Origin of the sequence: Bifidobacterium sp. 2450 (assembly GCF_041900695.1) — a bacterium.
GTDB lineage: Bacteria > Actinomycetota > Actinomycetes > Actinomycetales > Bifidobacteriaceae > Bifidobacterium > Bifidobacterium longum.
Genome location: NZ_JBHEEA010000006.1, coordinates 105,136 through 131,345 on the forward strand (window position 1 = coordinate 105,136; position 26,210 = coordinate 131,345).

Consider the following 26,210-nt stretch of genomic DNA (forward strand, 5'->3'; position numbering starts at 1 on the left):
GGTTCCAACCAATCGTGATGAAAGCCGTGATTCGCCAATGGGTGCGGGGAGCCATAGTCGCCCTCGCATCCATGGCCATCTATACCGTTGCATTAGGCTGCTATACAGCGCTGATGTTATTGGTCGTCTCCATGGAAGAGGGCGGCGACAATCTCACCGTCGGCACAACCTCGTTGACACAAGCCGTTGTGCTGCTGAGTGAGGGATCGGGCTTTAGAACCGATTCGTTCACCCTCACCATTACGCCATTGCTGTTGACCATACTGCTGATATGGCTGATCAATGCGCTCACCATGCGAATCAAAGCATACGGGCCGCATGCGTATGTTGCCGGATTGATTGTTTGGCTCGGGTTGAACGAGGCATTCCGGCAATCCGTGCACCTAGGTCTTGTCGATGACCAGTGGCTGGTGTTGCTGAAAGCAGCCATCGTATTCTCGATCGGTTTCCTATGCGCAGCCGTACCGGAATCAGCCAAAATGCGAGCATTCAGGGACTGGACTCGCAAGCAGGTGCCGGTGGACATACGCCACTGCCTGAAAATCGGCGTCGCCTTGGCCGTCGCGATACTGGGCATATACCTGGCAATTGGATTGATTACCGTCATCGTATGGTCGGTACGCAACCATGCCGCTGTCGTATCGTTGTTCGAATTGTCCGGGATGGAAACCGGTTCACGAATTCTCACCACCGTCGCCATGCTGATCTGGCTACCCAACGTCATGCTCTGGGCTGTTTCCTGGCTCTTCGGCGGCGGATTCGCCATCGGTGATTTGGCCAGTTTCACGTTATGGCTCGGCCAATCCAAAGAGCTTCCTGCAATTCCGGTATTCGGTATTCTGCCCGAACCGGTCAGCAGCGAACTATGGCGTACCGTTGCCTTGAACGCGCCTCTCGTCATCGCTGCGCTCGTGGGCCTGCTGGCTGTATTCCTACCGCAAGGATTCGCCTGCAGACCGTTGAATATACGGAATACGTCCACCCGCGGCCCAGTACTGGTTTCGCTGATCTACTCCGCCGGGGCATTCTGCCTGAGCGCGATGCTGATCTCACTGGCATCCACATTGCTGTTCGTTCTGTCCAATGGATCGCTTGGCAATCATCGTCTCGCTCACATAGGCGTCGACGTCATGGCCTCCACCAGAGTCGTCGGTCATTCGACCGCACTGGGATTTACCGCGGCATGGCTGCTCGCGCTGATTGGCACAGCGCTCGTTTTTCCGATAGTCTGGTTGGTTGAGAGAATCAAGGATTCCCGCACCACCGCCGCGACCTCGAAGACCGCCACCATTCGTCAGGCGCGGTTCCTAGCGTCACAACCACAAGAATCCAAGGAGGAACAGGATGACAAACACGAACCGACCGATACGTCGAGCACTGGTCTCGGTCTTTCATAAGGAAGGCATCGAAGTACTCGCGGAAGCGTTCGTGAAGGCCGGCACCGAAGTTGTTTCCACTGGTTCGACCGCCAAGAAGCTTGCCGAACTGGGCGTCAAGGTAACCGAGGTGTCCGATGTCACCGGATTCCCCGAATGCCTCGACGGCCGCGTCAAGACGCTGAACCCGTACATTCACGCCGGCATTCTGGCTGATATGACCAACCCCGAGCACGCCAAGCAGCTCGAGGAGTTCGGCATCAAGCCGTTCGACCTGGTGGTCGTCAACCTGTACCCGTTCGCCGACACCGTGCGCTCCGGCGCCAACGAGGCCGATACCATCGAGAAGATCGACATCGGCGGTCCCTCCATGGTGCGCGGCGCGGCCAAGAACCACGCCACCGTGGCCATCGTCACCGACCCGGCCGATTATGCACTGGTCGCCTCCCGCGTGGCCGACGGCACCGGCTTCTCCTTGGACGAGCGCAAGTGGCTTGCCGCCAAGGCCTTCGCGCACACCGCCGCCTATGACGCCACCATCAACGAGTGGACCGCCAAGCACTGGCCCAAGCCGGCCTCTCTGGACGCCGTCGAAGTGGACAAGGACGATCAGGGCACTGAAGTCGATTCCGCCAAGTTCCCGGCCCAGTTCACCCGCACCTGGGATCGTGCGCACACCCTGCGCTACGGCGAGAACTCCCACCAGCAGGCCGCCCTCTACATCGACCCGCTCAACCAGACCGGTTTCGCCCACGCCGAGCAGCTCGGCGGCAAGCCGATGAGCTACAACAACTACGTGGACGCGGACGCCGCCTGGCGCACCGTATGGGATATGGCTCCCGCCATTGCCGTGGCCGTAGTCAAGCACAACAATCCGTGCGGTCTGGCCATCGGCGCGACCGCGGCCGAGGCCCACAAGAAGGCTCACGCCTGCGACCCGATGAGCGCCTACGGCGGTGTGATCGCCTGCAACTCCAAGGTCACTCTTGAGATGGCCGAAAGCGTGCGCCCGATTTTCACCGAAGTCATCGTCGCCCCCGACTATGAGCCGGCCGCGCTCGAACTGCTGCAGACCAAGAAGAAGAACCTGCGCATCCTCAAGGTGGCCGAGCCGCCGAAGGGTCACGAGGCCATCCGCCAGATCGATGGCGGCCTGCTTGTGCAGGACACTGATCTGATCAACGCCGTCGGCGACGATCCGGACGCCTGGAAGCTCGTGGCCGGCGAGGCCGCCGACGCCGACACGCTGAAGGACCTCGTGTTCGCATGGCGTGCAATCCGCTGCGTGAAGTCCAACGCCATCCTGCTGGCCCACGACCAGGCCACGGTTGGCATCGGCATGGGCCAAGTCAACCGCGTGGACTCTTGCCATTTGGCCGTCGAGCGCGCCAACACGCTGGCCGATGGTGCCGATCGCGCCACCGGTGCGGTCGCGGCATCCGATGCGTTCTTCCCGTTCGCCGATGGTGCCCAGGTGCTTATCGACGCGGGCGTCAAGGCCATCGTGCAGCCTGGCGGCTCCATCCGCGATGAGGAGGTCATCGAAGCGGCCAAGAAGGCCGGCGTGACCATGTACCTCACCGGCACCCGCCATTTCTTCCACTGATCGGGACTCTCTGAGGGGAGCAGCTCAGCCAAAACGCATAAAGGTGGGATTCCGCCTGACCCGTCAACGGGTCCAAGCGGAATCCCGCCTTTTGCTATTCACCTGCTATTGTGGTCACGTAACCGTTCGGCAGAAGGAATCGCAACATGCACAACCATCCCTATGTATCCGAAGCACATGAGGGCAAGCCATGGTTTGAATGGTGCGTACTCGGCGTCGTCGCCGTCATCACACTGCTGGTTGCTTTCGGATATACGATGGCCGCCACGGTCATACTTGCCGTGACGGCCATCATCACCGGGCTTGTTCGCCTGATTCTTCAGGACAAAAGCCCATGGAAAGTGCGCTCAGTGGCGTTCGACTCCTTCATCGGCATCGCCTTGGGAATCGGCCTGCTGATTACCTACTTCAGCTTCTTTGGACTCTTCGGCAACATCTTTTTCCGCTGAATCGCCATCAGACGAGGCGGCCTGATCGAAGAATTCGCCATCGTCGGGCGTGTCCGTGTTTGCATCGGCATCCGTCTGCGGAAGATCGGCGGCAGCCGGCACTTTGGGAGTGGTCATCATCTGCGCGATAATCATGACCAACGCCACCACAGCGGCGGCCAAGACCGGGCTAATCCAGAATACCCACAGCTGCTGCAGCGGATTTTGCGTAAGACCCTCATTCATCGCGGCCAGTGCGATACCGGTGGAACGGGCGGGATTGAGACCGGCACCGGTAACCGGGTAGCTGATGGCGGTGGCCAGACCATAGGCAAGACCCATGGCAATGACATGACGGTCCGAGGACTCGCCGTGATCACCCAGGGAAGACATGGCGGTGGCAACGACAATCAGAGAGGCAACGACCTCGACGACAATCGCCAGCGTAATCGAGAACGTAATGCCATACTGGGTCAGCAGCGAGTAAGACACGGAGCCGTTTTCGAAACCGTTAACGGCCGGAGTCAGCCACACTTTGGCAGCTACCTGCTCGGATGTGGGCAGCAGCTTGACCACGGCGAAGCCGGCGGCGATGGCACCGATGACCTGAGCGATCACATAGAGGATGCCATCCAGGATTTTCGTCTTGGAAACCAGCACAGAGGCTACGGTGATGGCCGGATTCAGCTGGCCACCGGACACGCGGGAGAAGATGGCGGTGACTGCGGCATATGCCAAGCCGGTAGCCAACGCGAAGAACACGATATTGATGCCATACACGGCCGAACCCCATGTGGAGAAGGCGTAAATGGCAAAGCACAGCAGGAAGCTGCCGGCCAATTCGGCGCACACGCGCAGAGCCAGCGGCTGCTGATTGGTTTCTTCCATGATTGTTCATTCCTTTTCATCTGTTGGAAGACGGGCGAACCCGCACAAACGGTTGCCAGTCTAGCAGCAGTCCTACGTTGCGGTATGATATATAGGTTGGAATTGGCTGGGATTCCAGTCCGCCAACTCTGAAGTATGTATACAAATCGACAGTCTCTGCGATGACAGAATCTGTCCGGCCACGTTGGGAGAACGATGCCAAACGAATATTCCCGCGCTGCGAAAGCGCAAGACGATTCCAATTCCATTCGACTCCAGAAGCTGCTTGCCCAAGCGGGATTCGGTTCCCGCCGCAAGTGCGAGGACATGATCACCGAAGGCCGTGTCGAGGTCGACGGTGAACTGGTCACCGAGCTCGGAACTCGCGTTGACCCTCATAAGCAGCAGGTGCGCGTAGACGGTTCGCGCGTACGCGTCAATCCGAACCACGTCACTCTGGCGCTGAACAAGCCCCGCAAGGTGCTCTCCGCCATGGACGACCCGAAGGGCCGCTACACGCTGCGCGACATCGTGGGCGACAAGTACGAGCGCATCTTCCACATGGGCCGTCTCGACTACGATTCCGAAGGCCTGATCCTCATGACGAACGACGGCGAGCTCTCGCAGCACGTCATGCACCCCAAGTACGAGGTCGAGAAGACCTACGTCGCCACGCTGGAAGGCAAGATCTCCGGCACCGTGTGCCGTCGACTCGTGACCACCGGCGTGCAGCTCGACGATGGCTGGATCAAGCTCGACCACTGCGCGATCATCGACTCCTCGCGTGACCACACGATGGTCAAGGTCGTGCTGCACTCCGGCAAGAACCGCATCGTGCGCCGTATCTTCGGCTCAATCGGCTTCCCGGTCAAGCGCTTGGTGCGCACCCAGATCGGCCCGATCAAGCTCGGTGATTTGAAGTCCGGTTCCTACCGCGTGCTGTCCCAGACGGAAGTCCGTTCGCTGTCCAAGGAGGTTGGTCTGTGATTCGCGTTGCCATCGACGGCCCCGCCGGCGTGGGCAAGTCGTCCACGTCCAAGGCGCTGGCCAAGTATTTCGGATACGCCTTCCTTGACACGGGCGCGATGTATCGTGCCTGCGCTTGGTGGTGCCTGAAGCAGGGCATCGATCTGGACGCCGAAACCGTGGATGAGCGTGTCATCACCGAAGCGGTGGGCGAGTTCTTCACCGGCGACCATTTCGATATCTCCGTGGACCCGGACAACCCCCGCGTATTCGCCGACGACGAGGACATCTCCGAGGCCATTCGTTCCTCCGAAGTCTCCAGCCATGTCTCCAAGGTGTCGAACGTCATCCCGGTGCGCAACGTGCTCATCGCCGCCCAGCGCGCCTACATCGCCCGCGAGGCGTCGGACGACTCCTTCTCCGGGGGTTTGGGCATCGTGGCCGAGGGCCGCGATATCACCACCGTGGTGTCCCCGGACGCCGAGGTGCGCGTGCTGCTGACCGCCCGTGAGGAGGTCCGTCAGGCTCGTCGCACCGGCCAAGCCGTCAAGGGCGTGGGTGCTGAGGATGTGGCCGCGCGCGACAAGGCCGATTCCAAGGTCACCAGCTTCCTGACCGCCGCCGATGGCGTTACCACCATCGACAATTCCGATTTGGACTTCGCCCACACGCTCGATCTGCTCATCGGTCTGGTCGAGGACGCCATCGAGAACCAGGAATACGAGCAGTATGCCGCCAATCTCGAAGGCTATGAGCTGGACGAAGGCGATGAGGATCTGATTTCCGGCCGCGGTTTCACGGAAGGCGCGCGCAAGTCCGGCCCCAAGCCGGTGGGCGTGCTGGCTGTTGTAGGCCGTCCGAACGTGGGCAAATCATCCCTGGTCAACCGTATCCTCGGCCGCCGTGCCGCCGTTGTGGAAGACACGCCGGGCGTTACGCGAGACCGTGTGAGCTATGACGCGGAATGGGCCGGTACCGACTTCAAGCTGGTGGACACGGGCGGCTGGGAAGCCGACGTGGAAGGCATTGAATCCGCCATCGCCTCACAGGCACAGGTTGCCGTGACCTTGGCCGATGCTGTGGTATTCGTTGTCGATGGTCAAGTGGGCATGACCACCACCGATGAGCGCATCGTCAAGATGCTGCGTGCCGCCGGCAAGCCGGTCGTGCTGGCCGTCAACAAGATCGACGACCAGGCCAGCGAATACCTTGCCGCCGAATTCTGGAAGCTTGGCCTCGGCGAACCATACTCGATTTCCGCCATGCACGGCAGGGGAGTGGGCGACCTGCTGGACGTCGCGCTCGACAAGCTCAAGCAGGCCGAGAAGACTTCCGGCTACCTCACGCCTTCCGGCCTGCGCCGCGTGGCTCTGGTGGGCCGCCCGAACGTGGGCAAGTCGTCTCTGCTTAATCAGCTGGCGCGCGAAGAACGTGCCGTGGTCAACGATTTGGCCGGCACTACGCGCGACCCCGTCGACGAAATCGTCAACATCGATGGCGAGGACTGGCTGTTCATCGACACGGCCGGCATCAAGCGCCGCCAGCACAAGCTCACAGGTGCGGAATATTATTCCTCTCTGCGCACGCAGGCCGCCATCGAGCGCTGTGAATTGGCGCTGATCCTGTTTGATGCTTCGCAGCCGGTATCCGATCAGGATTTGAAGGTCATGTCCACCGCTGTGGATGCAGGCCGTGCGATTGTGCTCGTGTTCAATAAGTGGGATGCGATGGACGAGTTCGACAAGCAGCGTCTCGAACGCCTGTGGAACACCGAATTCGACCGTGTGATGTGGGCCGAGCGTGTGAACCTGTCCGCCAGGACCGGCTGGCACACCAACCGTCTGACGCGAGCCATGGATAAGGCCTTGGAATCCTGGGATCAGCGTATTCCTACAGGCAAGCTCAACGCCTTCCTCGGCAAAATTCAGGCCGCCCACCCGCACCCGTTGCGTGGTGGCAAGCAGCCGCGAATCCTCTTCGCCACGCAGGCATCCACGCGCCCGCCGCGTTTCGTGATCTTCGCCACCGGCTTCCTCGAGCACGGCTACCGCCGCTACATCGAGCGTTCCCTGCGCGAGGAATTCGGCTTCGAAGGCACGCCGATTCAGATCTCCGTGAACATCCGCGAGAAGAAGAAGCGGAAGTGACACGCGCGTAATTTGCCAGATTTCATATATCTGGTAGATTATCTACTCGGTGCTTTTGCACCATCGGGCCGTAGCGCAGTTTGGTAGCGCACTTGACTGGGGGTCAAGGGGTCGCGGGTTCAAATCCCGCCGGCCCGACCGATTAGCCCCGGAATTCCGCCACTTTTGAGTGGTTGTCTTCCGGGGTTTTTCCGTTTTCAGACAACATGACGACGGACTTACCTTTGCAAGCCATTCGTAATGGATTAAACGGACTTCATCTTGGCGTGTTATTGGAATTATCACCGACAATTCACCGCCTCCGCACCCCCGTCGTATGCGTTTGCCCCAAACAGGGGCTAGACTGGTTCCTATTGATTTGACGAAAGGGACCCGAATTGACAGAAATAAACGATAAGGCCCAACTGGATATCACCGTCGCTGGCGACGCCGACGCCGTCACCTCGGACACCCCCGAAGAAACCGTAAACACCCCCGAAGTGGATGAGACTTTCGAGCTTTCGGCCGCCAAGATGCGCGAGCATGGCATGAGCGAAACCGCCATCAACCAGTTCCGCCATTTGTATGACGTATGGCGCCATGAAGAAGCCTCCAGCTGGATTCGCGAGGACGACATCGAGCCGCTTGGCCACGTGCCCAGCTTCCACGACGTCTATGAGACCATCAACCACGACAAGGCCGTGGACGCCTTCGCCAAGACCGCATTCCTCAAGCTCAATGGCGGTCTGGGCACCTCCATGGGATTGGACAAGGCCAAGTCGCTGTTGCCGGTGCGTAGGCACAAGGCCAAGCAGATGCGCTTCATCGACATCATCATCGGTCAGGTGCTTGCCGCTCGCACACGCCTGAACGTCGAACTGCCGCTGACGTTCATGAACTCCTTCCACACTTCGACGGACACGATGAAGGTGCTCAAGCATCATCGCAAGTTCAGCCAGCATGACGTGCCGATGGAAATCATCCAGCATCAGGAGCCCAAGCTCGTGACCGCCACCGGCGAACCTGTGAGCTACCCTGCGAACCCGGAGTTGGAATGGTGCCCGCCCGGCCACGGCGACCTGTTCTCCACCATCTGGGAGTCTGGTCTGCTTGACGTGTTGGAGGAGCGCGGCTTCAAGTATCTGTTCATCTCCAATTCCGACAATCTCGGTGCGCGCCCCTCGCGTACGTTGGCCCAGCACTTCGAAAACACAGGTGCCCCGTTTATGGCTGAAGTGGCCATCCGTACCAAGGCCGATCGCAAGGGCGGCCATATTGTGCGAGACAAGGCCACTGGTCGCCCAATACTGCGTGAAATGAGCCAGGTCCATCCGGACGATAAGGAAGCGGCCCAAGACATCACCAAGCATCCTTACTTCAACACCAACTCAATCTGGGTCCGCATCGACGCTTTGAAAGACAAGCTCGCCGAATGCGATGGTGTGTTGCCGTTGCCGGTGATTCGTAACAAAAAGACCGTGAATCCCACGGACCCGGATTCCGAACAGGTGATTCAGCTGGAAACCGCCATGGGTGCCGCAATCGGTCTGTTCAACGGTTCTATCTGCGTCCAAGTGGATCGTATGCGCTTCCTTCCGGTGAAAACCACCAATGATTTGTTCATTATGCGTTCCGATCGCTTCCACCTGACGGACACGTATGAGATGGAAGACGGCAATTACATCTTCCCGGACGTCGAACTTGATCCGCGATACTACAAGAACATCCACGATTTCGACGAACGGTTCCCCTACGCCGTGCCATCTTTGGCCGCAGCCAACTCGGTTTCCATTCAGGGCGACTGGACATTCGGACGTGACGTCATGATGTTCGCCGACGCCAAACTGGAAGATAAGGGCGAGCCAAGCTATGTGCCGAACGGCGAATACGTTGGCCCGCAAGGCATCGAACCGGACGATTGGGTGTGATTTACAACACGGTCGAACGATAAAAAAGATATTATTTTTGTGAAATGGCGCTCAACTGCGGAAAAAGCCTTTAAGATAGAGTGAGTGTGGGGAAACTCATACGCACTCATAACGAAACAATAACTATACGTGAGGACTAATGGCAGAGGGCACAAGCGGACGTCGGCGTTTTTCCGACAAATGGGGCAAGCACGAGCTGGACGTACTGGCTGTGTTGTCATCCGCGTTCCCGCAATGGCTCACATCCCGTCAAATTGCGCAGCGTGTCAAGGCTTACGCCGACTCGTATGGAGAGCTGGCAGATCAGGCCGCCAAGGCCGCGTTCGCCAAGCAGTTCCAGCGTGATCGCGCCAAGCTCGCCGCTATGGGCATCGCCATCGAATCACGGCAGCCTGAGTATTCGTCCAAGTCGGAAGGCCAGGACTTCGCGTCCTACCGTCTGCAGTTGGGCGACGAACCGCGCATCCGTCTGATGTTCGAGCCGGAAGATATGCCGGTGCTTGCCGCCGCCAACTATCTGGCTCGTTCGATGTCGATTTCCTCCGAGCCGGATCAGTCCCAGCTCGCCCAACATGCGTCGCGCACCACGCCGCGTGTGCCGCAGACCCCTATTCCCGGGCTCGGTTTGGATTCGATTGCGCCTGGCTTGGGCACGCAGCCCATTCCGGACTCGCTGGTCAAGGTTATCGATTCGCGTCGCTTTGCCGCCACCGTTGATGTGGACGGCGAACACCTGAACGTGGCCTACACCGATTCCGACGATTTGGCCATGTTTGTGCTGGAGCATCCGGGTGCCACGATTGTCAGCCCGCAGGAGGCTGTGGACGCCTATCATCGCCGCCTGCACGCCGCCAGCCGATTCACTCTGGCCGACGAATCCGCCAGCCCTGTAAGCGCCTCGGTGGTTTCCCCGTCGATTAGTCGCGATGTTCGTGAGCCGGGTGATCCCGAGTCGATCAAGGCCCAGAACAAGAAGAACGGATCCGCTTTCCAAACGGGCAGCGAGGTGGATCGTCGCCTGCGTCTGATGCTGTTCCTCTCCGCTCACCTAGGTGAGGAATTCTCGATGAGCGAGCTGGCCGAGCGCCTTATCGGCGAACCGAAGAACGACGACGAGCTCAAGAAATTCGTCAACATCATTCATAAGGACATCAACACCCTGACCACCGTTTCCGACGATGGTGAGATGGCTGGCAGCCAGTTCTTCGATATCGACTGGCCGCTGCTGGATGCCGAGGGTATTGTTTCCGCCACCAATTCGTTGGGCCTTGAACGTCTTGCCGGCATTTCGCCGCAATACCTCAGCATGCTCACCGCCTCGGTCAGCTACTTGGCTCATTCGCCGTTACTGCCGGACAAGCAGCGTGGGCAGGCCGAATCCCTGTATGAGCGTTTGCGCCGCCATGTCAGCCCGGGCCAGACCCCGTGGCTGAGCCTGACCGGCTATGAGCTGGAGCCCCGAAGCTTCTCCATCGTCAAGCGCGCGATCAACACCGATTCGCTGTTGGACATGGAGTACTCCGACGGTACCGGTAGTACCCGTCGCAAGCTGGTGGCCCCCTCCAAGATTTTCATCGACGAAGGCGTGTATTATGCCGCCGTCTACACGGATGTCGGTTCCGCCGCCCCCAAGGACAAGAAGGCCTACGTCTCCAAAGACAAGACCATCGACAAGGCGAGCGGCAAGCCGCGCATCTGGCAGGTGCTGCGCTTGGCCCGTATCGAAAAGGCGGAACTGGTCAAGCCCACCAAGCAGATCAACATCCCGAACATGCCGGTGAGCGAACTGCGCAAGTGGAGTTTCGACAACGGTACCGACGCGGTGTTCATCACCGATCAGCGCGATCTGGCATTCATCAAGACATTGCCGGGCGCTACCGTCGAACAATGCGGTGCCGGTGAAAAGGTGCATCTGACCGTTTCCTCCGACTCCTGGTTCGTGGCCTTCTGCATCGCACACGCGCGTCATATCACGGCGGTCGCCCCGGAAACGTTGCGCACCATGATCGTGGCACGCGCCGAACGCGAACTGAGCATCAGCGAGAACAAGTAAGGAGCCTTTCATGCCTTGGTGGATATGGCTGATTCTGGCCCTGTTCATGCTGGCCATGATTGTTGCCGGACTCATCTATGCAGCCCTTCATGGACTCCGTGCCTTGAAAGACATGTCCGACATCGGCGGCCAGCTCGGTGAGCGCGTGGCCGCGATGGGGGAGCCCGGCACTTCTGCCGACACCAGCGAGCCGCCTCTGTTCACTCAGCCGCTCAGCGTGGCACAGAATCGTTATGCCGAGGCCCATGCGGACGTGATTCGCAGCAAGGCCGCCAAGCGCGAGCGCCACACCCAGGCATGGGCCCGCTGGAAGCGATTCAACAACTAACGGAAAGCAGCAATGGCACGTCACCAACACCGTAAGGGCAATGCTGATTCCCAGACGCTGAGCCCTTCGCAGCGGTACGCATCATTCCAGAAAGTCCAACGCCATCGGGCGTCCGCAGCAGCGCGATTCGCCGAATCCCTGCCTTTCGAACTGGACGATTTCCAGACCGAAGCCAATGACGCGCTCGAAGCCGGCAGCAGCGTACTGGTCGCGGCCCCAACCGGTGCCGGCAAAACCGTCGTGGCGGATTTTGCCATTTATCTCGCCCAGGAACGCAACGTCAAAGCCTTCTACACCACACCGATCAAGGCGCTGAGCAATCAGAAATACCATGATCTGGTCGACGTGTACGGCCCGGACAAGGTAGGCCTGCTCACTGGCGACACCTCGATCAACTCCGAGGCGGACATCGTGGTCATGACCACCGAAGTGCTGCGCAACATGCTCTACGAGCGTTCCACCACGCTGAACGCACTGCGCTACGTGATTCTCGACGAAGTGCACTATCTGGCCGACCGGTTCCGCGGGCCCGTGTGGGAGGAAGTCATCATCCACCTGCCCAAGACGGTCAAGATCGTCGGCCTGTCCGCCACCGTGTCCAACGTGGAGGATTTCTCCAACTGGATTGCCTCGGTGCGAGGCGACACCAAACTGGTGATCAGCGAACACCGCCCCGTGCCTTTGGAACAGCACGTCATCGTGCAGGCGGACGAACACACCGAGCCTGAGGTGCTGGATCTCTATCGCCGCGACGGCAACGGCGAGCAGACCACCAAGCTCAACGCCGAACTCATCAACCGGCTCGACCAGTTGGACCGCAAGGCCGCACGCCGGCGCGGCGAGGAACGCCCCGATAAGCGCAAGGGCTTCGGCAGAGGCCGCGGCGGCAAAAGCGCCAAGAACCATGCCCCGAAAGCGGAACGCCGCACCCCGCGCCGCTGGGCCGTGGTGGACGAGCTTGACTTCCTGGGAATGTTGCCCGGCATCTACTTTATCTTCTCGCGCAACGGCTGTGACCAGGCCGTGGAACAGTGTATCAACGCTGGACTGGAGCTCACCACCGATGAGGAAGTGACCAAGATTCGCCGCATCGTGGATGAGATGGTGGAGGGGCAACTCACTCAGGAAGACCTGAAAGCCCTGCAGTTCTCCAAGTTCCGCTTTGCGTTGGAAGAAGGCTTCGCTTCGCATCATGCCGGCATGATTGCCCTGTTCCGCCAGGTAGTCGAACGATTGTTCGAAGAGGGTCTGGTCAAAATGGTGTTCGCCACGGAAACACTGGCCTTGGGCATCAATATGCCGGCCCGCTGCGTGGTGGTAGAGAAACTCGAGAAGTTCGACGGTACCGGTCATGTGGGCCTGACGCCCGGCGAATTCACGCAGCTCACCGGTCGTGCCGGTCGGCGCGGCATCGACACCATCGGCCACGCCATCGTGGTCGACCATCACGGTTTTGTGCCCGCCACGGCCGCCGCGCTGTCATCCAAGCGTGTCTACCCGCTGCACTCGAGCTTCCGACCCACGTTCAACATGGCCGTGAACCTGCTCAACTCCAGCGACTACGAGACCGCGCGCGTTACCCTGGACCAGTCGTTTGCCCAGTGGGAGGCCAACGAATCGGCCTGGCAGCTGGAATCGCAGATCAATACACTGAAGAACGCGCTGGCCGGATACGAACAGGCGTTCGCATGCGAACACGGCGACTTCAAACAGTTCATGACCCTGCGTATGGAGCTGAGCGACATCGAAAAGGAAGGCCGCCGTAAACTGAAGCACGAAGTGTTCCTGACCGATCAGGAGCGTTCACGCGCCTTCCAGAACCTTGACCAGCGCATTCGCGATTTGCGCAAGGCGGAACACGAGCATCCATGCCGCAACTGCCCGGACCTCCAGCAACACCTCAAGTGGGGCCACCGCTGGGCCCACGAGACCCGCGAACTGCAGCGCGTCACCGATCGCTACGACTCCCGTACCGGGTCCGTGGCCCGTCAGTTCGATCGCATCTGCGATATTGTCACCGGGCTTGGTTACCTCGAACGTCATGTCAATGCGGCCGGCCACATTGACATGACGTTGACCGAAAAAGGGTCGCTGCTGCGCCGCATCTACAGTGAACATGACCTGGAACTGTGCGAGGCGCTGCTCGCCGGCACGTTCGACAAGCTCGACGCCAACGGACTGGCCGCTGTGCTCTCTTCAATGGTATACGAGGCCAGACGCGGGGGAGACGGCGAACCGAGGCACTACCCGGGCGGCATCTCCGGGCCCATCGCCATCGCTTCGTCCAAGCTCAAGGGCATCTGTGAAGATATCGATATCCTGTGCGAGGATTACGGTCTGGACGAGATGCAGCGGCCGGACTTCGGCATTCTCGACATCATGTATGAATGGGCGGATGGCGGTTCGCTGGGATCGTGCCTGTACGGCACCGACATGACCGGCGGCGACTTCGTGCGCACTGCCAAACGACTGGCTGACGTGCTGCAGCAGATCGCTGTCGCCCAGCCGCTGCCGTTCGACGGGGGAGAGCGGCTGGCAGGCCTCGCCCACGAAGCGGCCGACCGGGTCAATCGTGGCGTGGTGGCCTACTCCGGCGTGGACTGACGGGGCCGTTTGACGGGAGTTTGTCAGCCGACGCCGGAAGCTTGGAATAGCGGCCAAGTCCGAACTGTTGCATAGATTAGTAGGGTTAAAGATCTTTCAAGGAGGATGCCGATATGGCAGAACGTAGCCTCAGGGGCATGAGCATCGGAGCGAAATCGCTGGAGTCCGACGACAACGTCGATTTCGCCGCACGAAACGATGTGGCGTATGTATGCCCGAAGGGCCACCGCACCATCCTGCCGTTTGCCGAGGGTGCCGAAATCCCGGACGAGTGGGAGTGCCGTTGTGGTTCCGTGGCCCACCGTGAGGGCGACGCCGACCGTGAGGGCAGCGAAATCAGCAAACCCACCCGCACCCACTGGGACATGCTGCTGGAACGCCGTAGCGAAGAGGAACTGGCCACCCTACTCGAAAAGCGCCTGCAAATGCACCGTGACGGTTGGATTCCCGACTACGAGTGATCTCCTACTGAACAACACGTGAACTTGATGCCCAGTCATCCCGACTGGGCATAATCATTGTTGGAACAAGTCGCATATCGTTTGACGACCATTCAAAGCAGTCGACATGAACAAAGGGGAGTGGAATCTCAATGGCACAGCATCCGATGAAAGTGGTCCTGTTGGATCTTGACGGCACGCTTACCAAGTCCGACGGCGGCATCATCGCTTCCGTCGTCAAGACGTTCGAGGAATTGGGTCGCCCGGTTCCCGACGATGCCGAGCTGCATCGTTTCATTGGTCCGGCCATCATCGAATCGCTGCGACGCAACCATGTGCCGGAGGAGGAGCTTGACCGGGCGGTCACCATCTACCGCAGCTACTATGTGGATCGCGCCGTGTTCGATGATCCGAACGAGCCCGGCAACAAAGTTCCCGGCCGCTTGGTGAACGTCGTGTTTCCCGGTATCCGCGAACAGCTGCTCAAGCTGCGTGCCGACGGCTATTATCTGGCGTTGGCCAGCTGCAAGCCCGAGTACCAATGCGTTCCGATCTGTGAGCATTTCCATCTGACCGAGCTGTTGGACGGCATCTATGGCGCATCCAGGGATAACTCTCGTTTGGACAAGGATCAGGTGATTCGGTACTGCTTCGACAAAATCGGTTTTGATGCTGCAGCGGGGGACAAGGCCGTGATGATCGGCGACCGCTACACCGACATCGACGGCGCCCACGCCTGCAATCTGGACGCCATTGGCTGCCGCTGGGGCTACGCTCCGGCTGGTGAGATGGAAGAACACGGTGCCTACGAAATCATCGAGCAACCTGAGCAGCTCGAAGACGCCGTGAACCGATACTTCGAGATGCACTGACTAATTGCTCCCACCGGCGGGAGCTGTCAGCGACGCTGACTGAGGGTGGTTACTACATGAGTAGAATCACCCTCAGTGGCGCTATGTGAAGCAACCCCTGCCAATCGAAGCTTTTTTTCAATAACCAATCTGACATAACGTACATTATCGGTTATTTAATATCATCTTTATTCCGGTGAGAAGCAACACCTAAACGCCTATCCATTTCGGTTTCTGAAGCGTTGCGTGCCTGCAGATACATGGCGATGATTTCCAGCAGCACCAACACAAATATGATGATTGCACCAGGCAATTGCGCACGATCATAGAACGCGAGCATATCCGCATCCATCAAATCCGCTGTAAACGTCAACACGGGAAACGGGATCAGCGCCGCCGCAAACGACAGGAAATGCGTTTTCACCATCGACCAGTCGACCGGATCGACCGGCGGTCGCCGGCGTCTCGGCGTGAACAGATGGCCTCGGCTGACCGTTATAGTGATGATGGACACAGCAAAGATGACGGCGACCATCCACAGAACGCCCGGCAACAATCCGACAACAATCCCGTTCACCCGGTCCTCCAATCAGTCATAATAATCACCTCAACATATAAAAAACATAAGATGGCAGGCGACAAAAGCAACACATACAACAAAGCGACCTGCCGACCAAAGCCGGCAAGTCGCCAACAACCATACATGTATCAGGCGGTTGCGCGTTGCAAGCGCTGCGCCTCGAGCTTCTTGCGCATCCTCATGGCAGTCAGTTCATCAATCGGACGGCCCGTGGCAATCGTCAGCGGCTTGGCCTCAAGATCAACATATTCTTCCTGTTCCAAGGCCGTCTCAATCTGATGCCACAACGAGCCCACCGACACGGCGAACACTGCCTTACCGCTTTGCAACAGTTCGAGCATCTGTTCGCTGGTCGTGCATTCATGCACGTTTTGACCATCGCACATGATGGTCACATTGGCCAGCTGATCGGTGCTGCGTTGAGTCAAGAATCCGATAGCCGCCGTCACGTTCTGCAGATTCACACCGGCATCAAGCAACTTCTTGGATACGGCGAGAATCACCACATCCTTAAACGAGTACAGTCGGCGTGAACCGGAGCCATGAGACGGCGTGATGGACGGCTCAACAATCTGCTTGCGCGCCCAATAATCGAGCTGTCGGTACGTGATGCCGGCCACCTTGGAGGCCACAGTGCCACGGTAGCCGCGCTTGATCTCCTCAGTATCGACATTGGAGAACAACTCCCCCTGAATCGCGTCAGCGTTCAGATTCTGACGGTCCTCAAGCAAAACATGAAGATGCAGCCCGGCCTGTCCCATGGCACTCCCCTAACTCACGCGTGTCTCGCATGTGACTCACACTGGTGTAATCACATGATTGCAATTTCTGCAATCAGTCTAACCCCGTGCTGGGCGTGGACTATTGGGAAATAATGGCAGATTTCGTGAAGAACACGAGACGGAATTTACCGATCATGATTTCGTCGCCGTTCTTCAGCATCGCCTGATCAACACGCTGACGGTTCACGTAGGTGCCGTTCAGACTTCCTGCGTCAACCACAAAGAACTGACCGTTGACCCTGCGGAACACGGCATGCTGACGGGATACGGTGGGGTCGTCGAGCAGAATATCAGCTCGCGGATCACGACTGACGGTGATTTCATCCTCGTCAAGCAAGTAACGAGAACCTGAGACCGCTCCCCTGGCGGAAATCAGCAATGCCGTTCCCTCGGACAATCTGGTGATGGTGTCCAGATCCTCTTGAGTCAGCGGTCGATCGCCGGTGGTGGTAACGGGCAGTACATTAATCGCGGGCAGGCCGATAATGGTGGTTTCGCCTGCGCTAGGAATCGGGTTGGTCATAATCTCCTATTCTACCGTCTTTGCATACTGGTTTTGCGTAGCTTCGCGTACTTCGTCGATAATGATGCTGTCAGAAGGCTGTACGTTGACGTTGGATCCGTATTTCACCTGGAGCTGAGCGCCCACACCGCCGGCGATATCGACTGCGTTGGACAGTTCCTGCGGATTGCCGATGGCCTTCACCGTGTATACGGGCTTGATGGTGGTGCCATCCACAATCAAACCTTCCTCGGCATCCTGAATGTAGGTGGAGGTGATGACGCGCACGTTATTGATGGCGATTACCTCGGCACCGGCATTGCGAAGTTCCTCGATAAGGTTGAACATGATTGAGGCGTCCACTTTAGTCGTCGAGCCTCGTCCGATTCGGATGGTCACGCCTTGACCCTTTGCCGGGAGTCTGCCGGAAATCAAGCCGCTGGTTTCCTCGTTTTGCTTGGCGATCTTACGCGCCTGCTCCTGCTCGTTAGCCGCCGATTTCAGCGAGTTGAGCTGGCTGTTCAACTGGGTTTTACGCTGCTCGAGATTGGAGATTTGCGTATTCGACTCGTTCAGCAGCCTTACCAGTTCGCTCTCGTCCATCGTTTCATACGTGGATTTAGTGTTATTGATCTGGCTCATGTAGGCGAACCCCAACAACGCGCACATCAGAGCGATGAGAATCGAGGATAGTAACCGTGATTTGTTGCTGGCACGGTTGAGATCCTTCCGGGGCTTCTTGCGCACCGTGGGAAACGACCCGGTTTCCATCCGGTCGTTGACCTTGTCTTGTGCATGCTGGTCGCGCATTTTCTCCAGCATGTTGTCTGATTGTGCTTTACGTGCCATACGTCAGTACCCTTGTCAGCCCCGGAAGATGAAGCGTCTGATCGCGGACACGTTGGAGAAGATGCGGATGCCGAGTACGACGATGACGGCCGTCTGCAGCTGCGAACCGACGCCGAGCTGGTTGCCGAGGAACACAAGCAGTGTTGCCGTCACCACGTTGGCGAGGAAGGAGATCACAAACACGCGGTCGGAGAAGCTGCGCTCGAAATAGGCTCGCGCGGCACCCAGCAGGGCGTCAAGAGCAGCGACCACCATAATCGGCAGATAAGGCTGCACGATGATCGGAATGTCCGGCTTGACGAACACGCCGATGACGACGCCGATGATCAGTCCCAGAACGGCTGCCATTATTCATTCCTTTCCGCGTACTTCACTTCGCCAGTGACTGCTGCCTCAAGTGTAATCGAATTGGATTTGCTCACCTGCGGGTAGATACCGGCTTCCTTGAAGGAATCGTAAAGACTTGCAAGTTTCTTCTCCCCCATCGCTTCGGCCAAGGCGCTCTTATCGCCTATGGCTTCAATGGTATAGGGGCTTTGTATCGCGGTCATGCCGATGAGAATATGCCCGCCGGCCTTGCGTATCGAGGTTTGCGCGCCGAGCCTATTACCGTTGATGGCAATGGCTGCGGCTCCGTTTTGGAACATCAGGGAGACCAGTTGCTGCAGATCCAGATCGGTGATGACTCGGATGTTGGTGGAGGTGCCGACTCTCGTCGAGGAGGATTGATCCGACTGGCTTGCCGCGATTGGATCGGCCAGTGTCATGGTGATTCCTTCGCCTTCGACCACCGTGGCACCATTGACCATTTCGTCTTGGATAAGCGTGTCGCTTTTCACGCTGCCGGAGATTTTCTTGGACTGTTCGTCAACTTGGGAGTGCAAATTATTGACGTCCGTGGTGAGTTCGTCTATTTGCGAGTTGCGATTCTCCAATTGCGTGGCCAAAGTCTGCCGTACCTGCTTACGCGGATCGGATTGCAACTGTTGCACGAATAGGCTGCAGGCAAAGCCAACGCCGACGCAGATGATGAATACGACGATGCGATTAAACCAGATGGAGAAGGTCGAATGATGCTCATGGACCAGTCGTGAGTCGGAGAACATCGGATCCATCGGACGATTGACAAGATCATCGATGAGCTGAAGCGAATCGTCGTTGGTTTTACGGCGGCGTCTAGTGCGGATGGCGGCGGCGTCATCCGGGGAAAGCGCATGATGCGATTCCGCGCCTCGGACTGAGTGGGAGAACACGGCGCGGCGTCGTACCGGCTCATTCTCCTTGGGTACGGGGAATGAGACCGGGGCCGTGGCCTCAAGCGCCATACTTCTCCCCCAGTTCCTTGCGTAGCAATCTGATGCCCTGCTCGGTATAGATATATCCGGCGAGCCAATACATGGCGATGCCCCAGATGCCGGCGGCCAGCGCGGCGATGTAGAGCAAGTGGAAGAACGTATTGGTGCCCAAATCGGCGAAAATCAGACTGACGATGGAAATCATCAGCAGCGCGGTACCGGCCTTGCCCACGAAATGCACGGGCAGCGGACCATAACCGTACTGGGCAAGCCATAGCACCTGAATCGCCATCCACAGATCCCTCAGTCCCACGATAATCAGCATCCACCATGGGATGATGCCAGCGACGCTGAGGGCCAGAATCGAGCAGAAAATGAGCAGTCGGTCGGCGATCGGATCAAGAATCTGACCGATCTTGCTCACTTGGTTGAATCTGCGCGCGATGATGCCGTCGAGTCCGTCCGAAGCCGAGGAAATGGCGATCAGGACTAGCGCCGCAATCATCTCGTGCTCGGAGATCAGCGCGCTGATGAAAGGAATCGAGATGATTCGCAGCACGCTGATCAAATTGGGCACGGTGAAATAGATGTCACGTGCTTCCGGACTGTATCCGGTGTTGACTTTCTGGTTGGTCATATCGACTAACAGTCTACATGCGGGAGGCTTGTAGAGCGGTAACGATGATGCCGCGTGCGCCGACTTCGTACAAATCATCCATCAGCTGGTTGACCTTGGCCTTGGGAACCATGACTCGCACGGCGTTCCACTGTTTATCGTGCAGCGGAGAGATCGTCGGGCTTTCAAAGCCGGGGGTCACGGCCACGGCGGCAGCGACCTTGCTGATCGGAATGTCATAGTCCATCAGCACATACTGATGTGCAGTGAGCACGCCTTGCAGACGACGGGTCAGCACGGCCAGACGTGAGTCCTGCTCGTTCAGACGCGGCGAACGAATCAGGCAGGCTTCGGAGTGCATGAGCGGTTCGGCAAACACGCGCAGGCCGGCGTTGCGCAGGGTGGTACCGGTGGAGACCACGTCGGCGATGAGGTCGGCCACGCCCAGCTGCACGGAGGATTCGACCGCACCGTCCAGATGGATGGTCTCGGCCTGGATGCCGTGCTCGACCAGATAGTCGTGTACGAGCTTATCGAATGTGGTGGCCACGCGCTTGCCCTGAATATCCTCCAGAGTGGTGATCGGGGATTCGTTCGGTGCGGCGAAACGGAAGGTCGAGGTACCCAAGCCGAGCGGCATGTGCTCGAGCGCGGCGGTACCGGAGTTCTTGAGCAGATCCTGGCCGGTGATGCCGACGTCGATGGCGCCGCGGCCCACGTATACGGCGATATCGAGCGGACGCAGGTAGAACAGCTCGATGCCATTGTCGGGATCTTGCACGACCAGCTGGCGAGGGTTGGTGCGCAGACGGTAGCCGGCCTCGGCCAGCATGTTCCACGCGGGTTCGGATAGCATGCCCTTGTTGGGCACTGCGATTCTCAGCATTTGCGTTCCTCTCACAGGTGCTTGTAGACGTCCTCAAGCGTCAGGCCGTGCTTGATCATCATGACCTGGACGTGGTAGAGCAGCTGGCTCATTTCCTCGGCGGTGCGTTCCGCGCCCTCGTATTCGGCGGCCATCCAGGTCTCGCCGGCCTCTTCGATGATCTTCTTGCCGATGAAGTGGGTGCCCTTGTCGAGCTCGTCGACGGTCAGGGAGCCTTCGGGGCGGGTCTGGGCCTTTTCGGACAGTTCGGCGAACAGGGATTCAAACGTCTTCATGTGATTCAGATTCTTTTCTTGTGGTTATGGATGAAAGGTGGATTGCGATTCAGGCTTGGAGCTCAGGCCTTGAACGCGGCCTCGGCCTTGGCGCGGATGTCGTCAATGGCTTGGGCAGGATTCTCGGCGCCGTACACGGCGGAACCGGCAACGAGCACGTCGGCACCGGCCTCGGCCACGATGTGCGCGGTCTTGGGGCTCACGCCGCCATCGACTTGGATGTGGGTCTTCAAGCCACGGCGGGTGATCTCATCGCGCAGGCGGCGGACTTTGGCCATCTGGTTGTCGAGGAACTTCTGGCCGCCGAAGCCGGGCTCAACGGTCATGATGAGGACCATGTCGAACTCGTCGAGGATATCGAAGATCGGCTCGACCGGTTCGGCCGGACGCACGGCGAAGCAGGCCTTGCAGCCCATCTCGCGCAGCTGGCGGGCCAGACGCACGGGGGCGTGGGTGGCACCCATGTGGAAGGAGACGGAGGCGGCGCCGAGCTTGGCGTATTCGGGAGCCCAACGGTCCGGGTCCTCGATCATGAGGTGCACGTCGACCGGCAGATCGGTGACCTGACAGATGCGGCCGACGATCGGCTCGCCCAGGGTCAGGTTCGGCACGAAATGATGGTCCATGACATCGACGTGGACCAAGTCGGCGTTGGCGATGGCCTTGAGATCACGTTCGAGGTTGCAGAAGTCAGCGGACAGGATGCTGGGTGCGATTGCGATATTGCTCATGGTTTCCTACCTTATCTGTGCAATGGGACTTGGAGCCCCGTGTTTCGCGCTGTTCCGGCGCTGTTTATCGTGGTGTCACTTAGTGCGCTTGGCTTGCTTTTTCTGGCGAAGCCGTTCCTCTTCGATGCTCTGGCGTTCGAGCTCGTCGGCGGTGACCGCCGCAAGCCCGCGCGCCTGCGCCTTGGGGTCCGGCCCGTACTGGTAGAGCACGACGAACAGGATGCAGCCGAGCACGAAGACGATGATCGCGGTCCACACGTTGGTCCTCAGGCCCAGGATCACCGTGGAGTAGTTGATGCGCACGTTCTCGATCCAGGTGCGGCCCAGGCCGTACCACATCAGGTACATGGCGAACTGCTGGCCGGCCTTGAGCCGGTCGGCGAGCTTGTGGCCGAGGTAGATGATGAGCGCGGCGCCAATGAGGTTCCAGATCATCTCGTAGAGGAACGTCGGGTGGAACAGCGTGGTCCTGTAGTCCGGGCATTGCGCGCCGGAATAGCAGATTTCGGATTTGCCGATGGCGTCCGCGTCGTTGAGCTTCAGGCCCCACGGCAACGTGGTGGGCCAGCCGTAGAGCTCTTGGTTGAACCAGTTGCCGAGTCGGCCGATGGCCTGGGCCACAGGCAGCGCGGGGGCGATGGCATCGGCGAAGATCGCGAACGGATAGTGCTTGTGGCGGCACCACAGGAACGTCACCAAGGTGCCGACGGAGATGCCGCCGAAGATGGCCATGCCGCCTTCCCACACCTTGAGGATGTTGACCAAGTTGCCGGTGGGCGGGAAGTAGTCGGCCGGCGTGGTGATGCAGTGGTAGAGGCGCGCGCCCACCAGTGCGCAGGGCACGGTGACGAGCGTGGTGTCGAGAATCTGGTCGAAGGTGCCGCCGTACCGCTTCCAACGCGTGGTGAGGATCCATACGGCCACGCAGATGCCGATCAGGATGCAGATCGCGTACATGTGGATAGTGAACGGGCCGATCTCGAACTTGGAGAAGGTCGGCGAGGGAATGTAAGCCAGATTCATCGTGCCTCTACTTGCTGGTGCTCATGGTGTGTGTCCACGCGCGGGTTGTGCTTGATGCTCTGTGACTACCCTACCGTGTCACGGCACAACCCGCGTGAGGCGCACCGGGTGTTCACCGGGCGTTGTGGATGCCTTCGGCCAGTTCCTCGCTCTTGGCGGCGAGCAGCTTCAAGCCTTCCTTCGGGTCGCGTGCGGTCTTGTTGTCGTCCGCGAGCAGGGTGTGCACGAGCGCGGAGCCGACGATGACGCCGTCCGCGTAGGAGCCGACCTTGGCGCCCTGTTCGGCGGTGGACACGCCGATGCCCACGCACACGTTCTCGGCACCGGCCTGACGGGTACGTTCCACGAGGAGTTCGGGCGAGGCGTCGATGGTGGCGCGTTCGCCGGTGACGCCCATGCGGGCGGCCGCGTACACGAAGCCACGTGCGTTGCGGGCCACGGTTTCGAGGCGCTCGGTGGACGAGTCCGGGGAGACCAGGAAGATGCGGTCGAGTCCGTGGCGGTCGGAGGCTTCGATCCACTCCCCCGCCTCGTCCGGGATAAGGTCCGGGGTGATGAGACCGGCGCCGCCGGCGTTCTCGAAGTCGCGGGCGAAGCGCTCGACGCCGTAGTGGTACACGAGGTTCCAGTAGCTCATGATGAGCGGCACGCCGCCGGCGTTGGCCACGGTTTCGACGGCCTCGAACACGCGCTTGATGGTCTCGCCGTTGTTCAGGGCGATGGAGGCGGCAGCCTGGATGACCGGGCCGTCCATGACCGGGTCGGAGTACGGCAGGCCGATTTCCACGGCGTCGACGCCGTGCTCGACCATCGTCTTGAAGGCGTCAAGCGAGACGTCCGGGTTGGGGAAGCCGTAGGGCAGGTAGCCGATGAAGGCGGGCTTGTTCTCGGCCTTGAACTTGGTGAACATAGCGCCCGACTTGCTGGGCTTGTGGCTGATGCCCAGCGGCTGGCCGGACGGCGTGGTTGCTTCGTTGGTCATAATCAAAAATCTCCTCTTCTTGTTCAGGCGACAGTATTGCCGTGGGCGCCGGTCACATCGAGCGCGGCGGCCTGGTCGTCGGTCAGGTAGCCGAACCACTTGCCGGCGGTGGCCATGTCCTTGTCGCCTCGGCCGGAGATGTTCACGATCATCACGGCCTTGTCATAGCCCTTGGCCTTCAGATCGGCGGCGGCTTTGTACGCGCCGGCCACGGCGTGCGAGCTTTCGATGGCGGGGATGATGCCCTCGGTCTGGCTCAGGTCGCGGAAGGCGTTCATGGCCTCCTCGTCGGTGGCCCAGCTGTAGTTCACGCGGCCGATGTCCTTGAGCCATGCGTGCTCAGGGCCCACGGACGCATAGTCGAGGCCTGCGGAGATCGAGTAGGTGTCGAGCGTCTGGCCTTCGTCGGTTTCCAGCAGGTAGCTCTTGGCGCCCTGGAACATGCCGAGCTGGCCGGTGCCGGGGGCGAAGCGGATGGCGTGCTTGCCGGATTCGGGGCCGTTGCCGCCGGCTTCGTAGCCGTAGAGGTTCACGCGCTCGTCGTCCAGGAAGGCGTTCATCACGCCGATGGCGTTGGAGCCGCCGCCCACGCAGGCGCAGATCGCGTCCGGATGGTCGATGCCGTACCAGTCCTGGAGTTGCTGCTTGGCCTCCTCGCCGATGATCTTCTGGAAGTCGCGCACCATGGCGGGGAACGGGTGCGGGCCCGCGACGGTGCCGAGCAGGTAGTGCGTGTCCTTGACGTTGGTGACCCAGTCGCGCAGGGCTTCGTTGATGGCGTCCTTCAGGATCTTGTCGCCAAGGGTCACCTCGACCACTTCGGCGCCGAGCATATGCATGCGGGCCACGTTGAGGGCCTGACGGCGGGCGTCGATCTGGCCCATGTAGATGCGGCACTTGAGGCCGAGCATGGCGCACACGGTGGCGGTGGCCACGCCGTGCTGGCCGGCGCCGGTCTCGGCGATCACGCGGGTCTTGCCCATGCGCTTGACGAGCAGGGCCTGGCCGAGCGCGTTGTTGATCTTGTGCGCGCCGGTATGGTTCAAGTCCTCGCGCTTGAGGAAGATACGGGCGTCGAGACCGGTCTTCTCTTTGACAAGTGCGGAGAAGCGCGGGGCTTCGGTCAGCGGGCTCGGGCGGCCCACGTAACGCTGCTGGAGCGTCATGAATTCCTTGTGGAATTCGGGGTCGGCCTTGGCCTCGTTGTACACGCGCTCAAGCTCGTCGAGGGCGGTGATGAGGGCCTCGGGCACATAGCGGCCACCGAACTGGCCCCAATACGGTCCCTGATGTTCGCTGAGCGGGGTTGTTTCGGATGCTTTCACTTGTGCTCCTGCCTTTACTAGTCGTTCCACTGCAAGTTCATGATTGTCGGCGGTGGCCACGCCCTCGCCGACCAGTACCGCGTCCGCTCCCGCGCGGGCGTAGTCTTCGACCTCGACCGCGCCGAATACGCCGGATTCCGCCACCTTGATGACGTCATCGGGCAGATCGGCCGCGAGTTCGTTGTATTTGTTCACGTCCACCTTGAGGTTCTTCAGGTTGCGCGCGTTGATGCCGATCACCTTGGCACCGGCCTTGCGGGCGCGTTCGATCTCTTCGCGGGTGTGCGTCTCCACCAGCACGGTCATGCCGAGCTCGTGCGCCAGGTCGAGCAGGCGCTTGAGCTGGGCGTCGTCCAATGCGGCGACGATGAGCAGCACCAGGTCGGCGCCGTGGGCGCGGGCCTCGAAGATCTGGTAGTCGGTGACGATGAAGTCCTTGCGCAGCACTGGAATGTGCACGGCGGCGCGGACCTTGTCGAAATCGTCAAGGCTGCCGAGGAATCTGCGGCCTTCGGTGAGCACGGAGATGGCGCTTGCGCCGCCCTTCTCGTACTCGCGGGCCAGCGCGGCCGGGTCCGGGATGTCGGACAGGTGGCCCTTGGACGGAGACGCGCGCTTAATCTCGGCGATCACGGGGATGCCGTCGGCGCGCTTAAGCCATCGTGTCGCGTCAATCGGAGCCGGGGCCGCCAGCGCGGCCTTCTTCACGTCCTCAAGCGATACGGTGAGCTCACGGGTGCGCTGATCCTTCAGCGCTCCCGCCACCAGTTCGTCCAAAACCGACATGGTCC

General features: G+C 59.8%; 25 protein-coding genes and 1 tRNA gene. 12 read left to right on the top strand and 14 right to left on the bottom strand.

The genetic code is table 11. The annotated features are described in order from the left end of the window. The first annotated feature begins 17 nt into the window (after window positions 1-17). The 3 genes from ACEUKI_RS04790 (at window position 18) to ACEUKI_RS04800 (ending at window position 3,431) form a co-directional block, all read left to right on the top strand. Window positions 18-1,397 (top strand): DUF6350 family protein, encoded by a 1,380-nt coding sequence (locus ACEUKI_RS04790; RefSeq protein ID WP_080784793.1) that lies wholly within the window; start codon window positions 18-20, stop codon window positions 1,395-1,397. Then, a complete protein-coding gene (purH, locus tag ACEUKI_RS04795; RefSeq protein ID WP_115770721.1) occupies window positions 1,345-2,982 on the top strand; it encodes a bifunctional phosphoribosylaminoimidazolecarboxamide formyltransferase/IMP cyclohydrolase in 1,638 nt (545 codons plus the stop codon). The genes ACEUKI_RS04790 and purH overlap by 53 nt, the downstream gene beginning before the upstream one ends. Before the next feature lie 146 nt (window positions 2,983-3,128). Further along, window positions 3,129-3,431 (top strand): hypothetical protein, encoded by a 303-nt coding sequence (locus ACEUKI_RS04800; RefSeq protein WP_012471861.1) that lies wholly within the window; start codon window positions 3,129-3,131, stop codon window positions 3,429-3,431. On the opposite strand, the gene ACEUKI_RS04805 is transcribed toward ACEUKI_RS04800, so the two are convergent. Beyond that, complete coding sequence (locus ACEUKI_RS04805) at window positions 3,330-4,298, bottom strand: MIP/aquaporin family protein (RefSeq protein ID WP_144169449.1); 969 nt, start codon at window positions 4,296-4,298, stop codon at window positions 3,330-3,332. The genes ACEUKI_RS04800 and ACEUKI_RS04805 overlap by 102 nt on opposite strands. A 195-nt stretch (window positions 4,299-4,493) precedes the next feature. On the opposite strand from ACEUKI_RS04805, the gene ACEUKI_RS04810 reads away from it, so the two are divergent. The 9 genes from ACEUKI_RS04810 to ACEUKI_RS04850 all read left to right on the top strand — a co-directional run bounded on the left by ACEUKI_RS04810 (window position 4,494) and on the right by ACEUKI_RS04850 (window position 15,594). Continuing rightward, window positions 4,494-5,264, top strand: coding sequence for a pseudouridine synthase (locus tag ACEUKI_RS04810; RefSeq protein WP_144169448.1), 771 nt, complete (start codon window positions 4,494-4,496; stop codon window positions 5,262-5,264). After that, window positions 5,261-7,390 carry a bifunctional cytidylate kinase/GTPase Der gene (gene der, locus ACEUKI_RS04815; protein WP_144169447.1) on the top strand — a complete coding sequence of 710 codons (2,130 nt, stop codon included), beginning with the start codon at window positions 5,261-5,263 and terminating at the stop codon, window positions 7,388-7,390. Before ACEUKI_RS04810 ends, der begins: the two co-directional genes overlap by 4 nt. Window positions 7,391-7,454: 64 nt before the next feature. Then, window positions 7,455-7,528 (top strand) — tRNA-Pro (locus tag ACEUKI_RS04820). Window positions 7,529-7,767: 239 nt separating this feature from the next. After that, window positions 7,768-9,297, top strand: a complete 1,530-nt coding sequence (locus ACEUKI_RS04825; protein WP_080784798.1) for a UTP--glucose-1-phosphate uridylyltransferase — start codon at window positions 7,768-7,770, stop codon at window positions 9,295-9,297. A 139-nt stretch (window positions 9,298-9,436) separates the two neighbouring features. After that, window positions 9,437-11,350, top strand: a complete 1,914-nt coding sequence (locus tag ACEUKI_RS04830) for a YafY family protein (protein ID WP_080784799.1) — start codon at window positions 9,437-9,439, stop codon at window positions 11,348-11,350. Between the two features lie 10 nt (window positions 11,351-11,360). Then, window positions 11,361-11,678, top strand: coding sequence for a hypothetical protein (locus ACEUKI_RS04835; RefSeq protein ID WP_041080559.1), 318 nt, complete (start codon window positions 11,361-11,363; stop codon window positions 11,676-11,678). Between the two features lie 12 nt (window positions 11,679-11,690). Beyond that, a complete protein-coding gene (locus tag ACEUKI_RS04840; protein ID WP_374156566.1) occupies window positions 11,691-14,282 on the top strand; it encodes a DEAD/DEAH box helicase in 2,592 nt (863 codons plus the stop codon). A gap of 113 nt (window positions 14,283-14,395) precedes the next feature. Beyond that, on the top strand, window positions 14,396-14,743 hold the full coding sequence (locus ACEUKI_RS04845; protein WP_374156567.1) for an RNA polymerase-binding protein RbpA: 348 nt from the start codon (window positions 14,396-14,398) through the stop codon (window positions 14,741-14,743). Between the two features lie 131 nt (window positions 14,744-14,874). Beyond that, complete coding sequence (locus tag ACEUKI_RS04850; protein ID WP_374156568.1) at window positions 14,875-15,594, top strand: HAD family hydrolase; 720 nt, start codon at window positions 14,875-14,877, stop codon at window positions 15,592-15,594. A gap of 151 nt (window positions 15,595-15,745) precedes the next feature. Here ACEUKI_RS04850 and ACEUKI_RS04855 read toward each other — a convergent pair whose 3' ends face one another. From ACEUKI_RS04855 to ACEUKI_RS04915, 13 genes are all read right to left on the bottom strand, one after another. Then, window positions 15,746-16,150, bottom strand: coding sequence for a hypothetical protein (locus ACEUKI_RS04855; protein WP_080784803.1), 405 nt, complete (start codon window positions 16,148-16,150; stop codon window positions 15,746-15,748). A 131-nt stretch (window positions 16,151-16,281) separates the two neighbouring features. Then, on the bottom strand, window positions 16,282-16,914 hold the full coding sequence (locus ACEUKI_RS04860) for a MerR family transcriptional regulator (protein ID WP_374156569.1): 633 nt from the start codon (window positions 16,912-16,914) through the stop codon (window positions 16,282-16,284). Between the two features lie 100 nt (window positions 16,915-17,014). Beyond that, window positions 17,015-17,458: an FHA domain-containing protein gene (locus ACEUKI_RS04865; protein WP_080784805.1), complete on the bottom strand. Its 444-nt coding sequence runs from the start codon at window positions 17,456-17,458 to the stop codon at window positions 17,015-17,017. 6 nt (window positions 17,459-17,464) lie between these two features. Continuing rightward, the gene (locus ACEUKI_RS04870; RefSeq protein WP_080784806.1) at window positions 17,465-18,286 is read right to left on the bottom strand and encodes a DUF881 domain-containing protein; all 822 of its coding nucleotides are present in this window, start codon (window positions 18,284-18,286) and stop codon (window positions 17,465-17,467) included. A 15-nt stretch (window positions 18,287-18,301) separates the two neighbouring features. After that, on the bottom strand, window positions 18,302-18,634 hold the full coding sequence (locus ACEUKI_RS04875; RefSeq protein WP_007052290.1) for a small basic family protein: 333 nt from the start codon (window positions 18,632-18,634) through the stop codon (window positions 18,302-18,304). After that, the gene (locus ACEUKI_RS04880; protein WP_080784807.1) at window positions 18,634-19,611 is read right to left on the bottom strand and encodes a DUF881 domain-containing protein; all 978 of its coding nucleotides are present in this window, start codon (window positions 19,609-19,611) and stop codon (window positions 18,634-18,636) included. The genes ACEUKI_RS04875 and ACEUKI_RS04880 overlap by 1 nt, the downstream gene beginning before the upstream one ends. Then, window positions 19,601-20,218, bottom strand: a complete 618-nt coding sequence (locus ACEUKI_RS04885) for a CDP-alcohol phosphatidyltransferase family protein (protein WP_374156570.1) — start codon at window positions 20,216-20,218, stop codon at window positions 19,601-19,603. The genes ACEUKI_RS04880 and ACEUKI_RS04885 overlap by 11 nt, the downstream gene beginning before the upstream one ends. A gap of 13 nt (window positions 20,219-20,231) precedes the next feature. Continuing rightward, a complete protein-coding gene (hisG, locus tag ACEUKI_RS04890) occupies window positions 20,232-21,083 on the bottom strand; it encodes an ATP phosphoribosyltransferase (RefSeq protein ID WP_374156571.1) in 852 nt (283 codons plus the stop codon). A gap of 11 nt (window positions 21,084-21,094) precedes the next feature. Beyond that, window positions 21,095-21,358, bottom strand: a complete 264-nt coding sequence (locus ACEUKI_RS04895; RefSeq protein WP_374156572.1) for a phosphoribosyl-ATP diphosphatase — start codon at window positions 21,356-21,358, stop codon at window positions 21,095-21,097. A 62-nt stretch (window positions 21,359-21,420) separates the two neighbouring features. Then, a complete protein-coding gene (gene rpe / locus ACEUKI_RS04900) occupies window positions 21,421-22,089 on the bottom strand; it encodes a ribulose-phosphate 3-epimerase (RefSeq protein ID WP_374156573.1) in 669 nt (222 codons plus the stop codon). A gap of 75 nt (window positions 22,090-22,164) precedes the next feature. Then, window positions 22,165-23,112 carry a prolipoprotein diacylglyceryl transferase gene (gene lgt / locus ACEUKI_RS04905; RefSeq protein ID WP_374156574.1) on the bottom strand — a complete coding sequence of 316 codons (948 nt, stop codon included), beginning with the start codon at window positions 23,110-23,112 and terminating at the stop codon, window positions 22,165-22,167. Window positions 23,113-23,224: 112 nt separating this feature from the next. Then, window positions 23,225-24,094 (bottom strand): tryptophan synthase subunit alpha, encoded by an 870-nt coding sequence (gene trpA / locus ACEUKI_RS04910; RefSeq protein ID WP_007054259.1) that lies wholly within the window; start codon window positions 24,092-24,094, stop codon window positions 23,225-23,227. A 23-nt stretch (window positions 24,095-24,117) separates the two neighbouring features. After that, complete coding sequence (locus ACEUKI_RS04915) at window positions 24,118-26,205, bottom strand: bifunctional indole-3-glycerol phosphate synthase/tryptophan synthase subunit beta (RefSeq protein WP_374156575.1); 2,088 nt, start codon at window positions 26,203-26,205, stop codon at window positions 24,118-24,120. Between the last annotated feature and the right edge of the window lie 5 nt (window positions 26,206-26,210).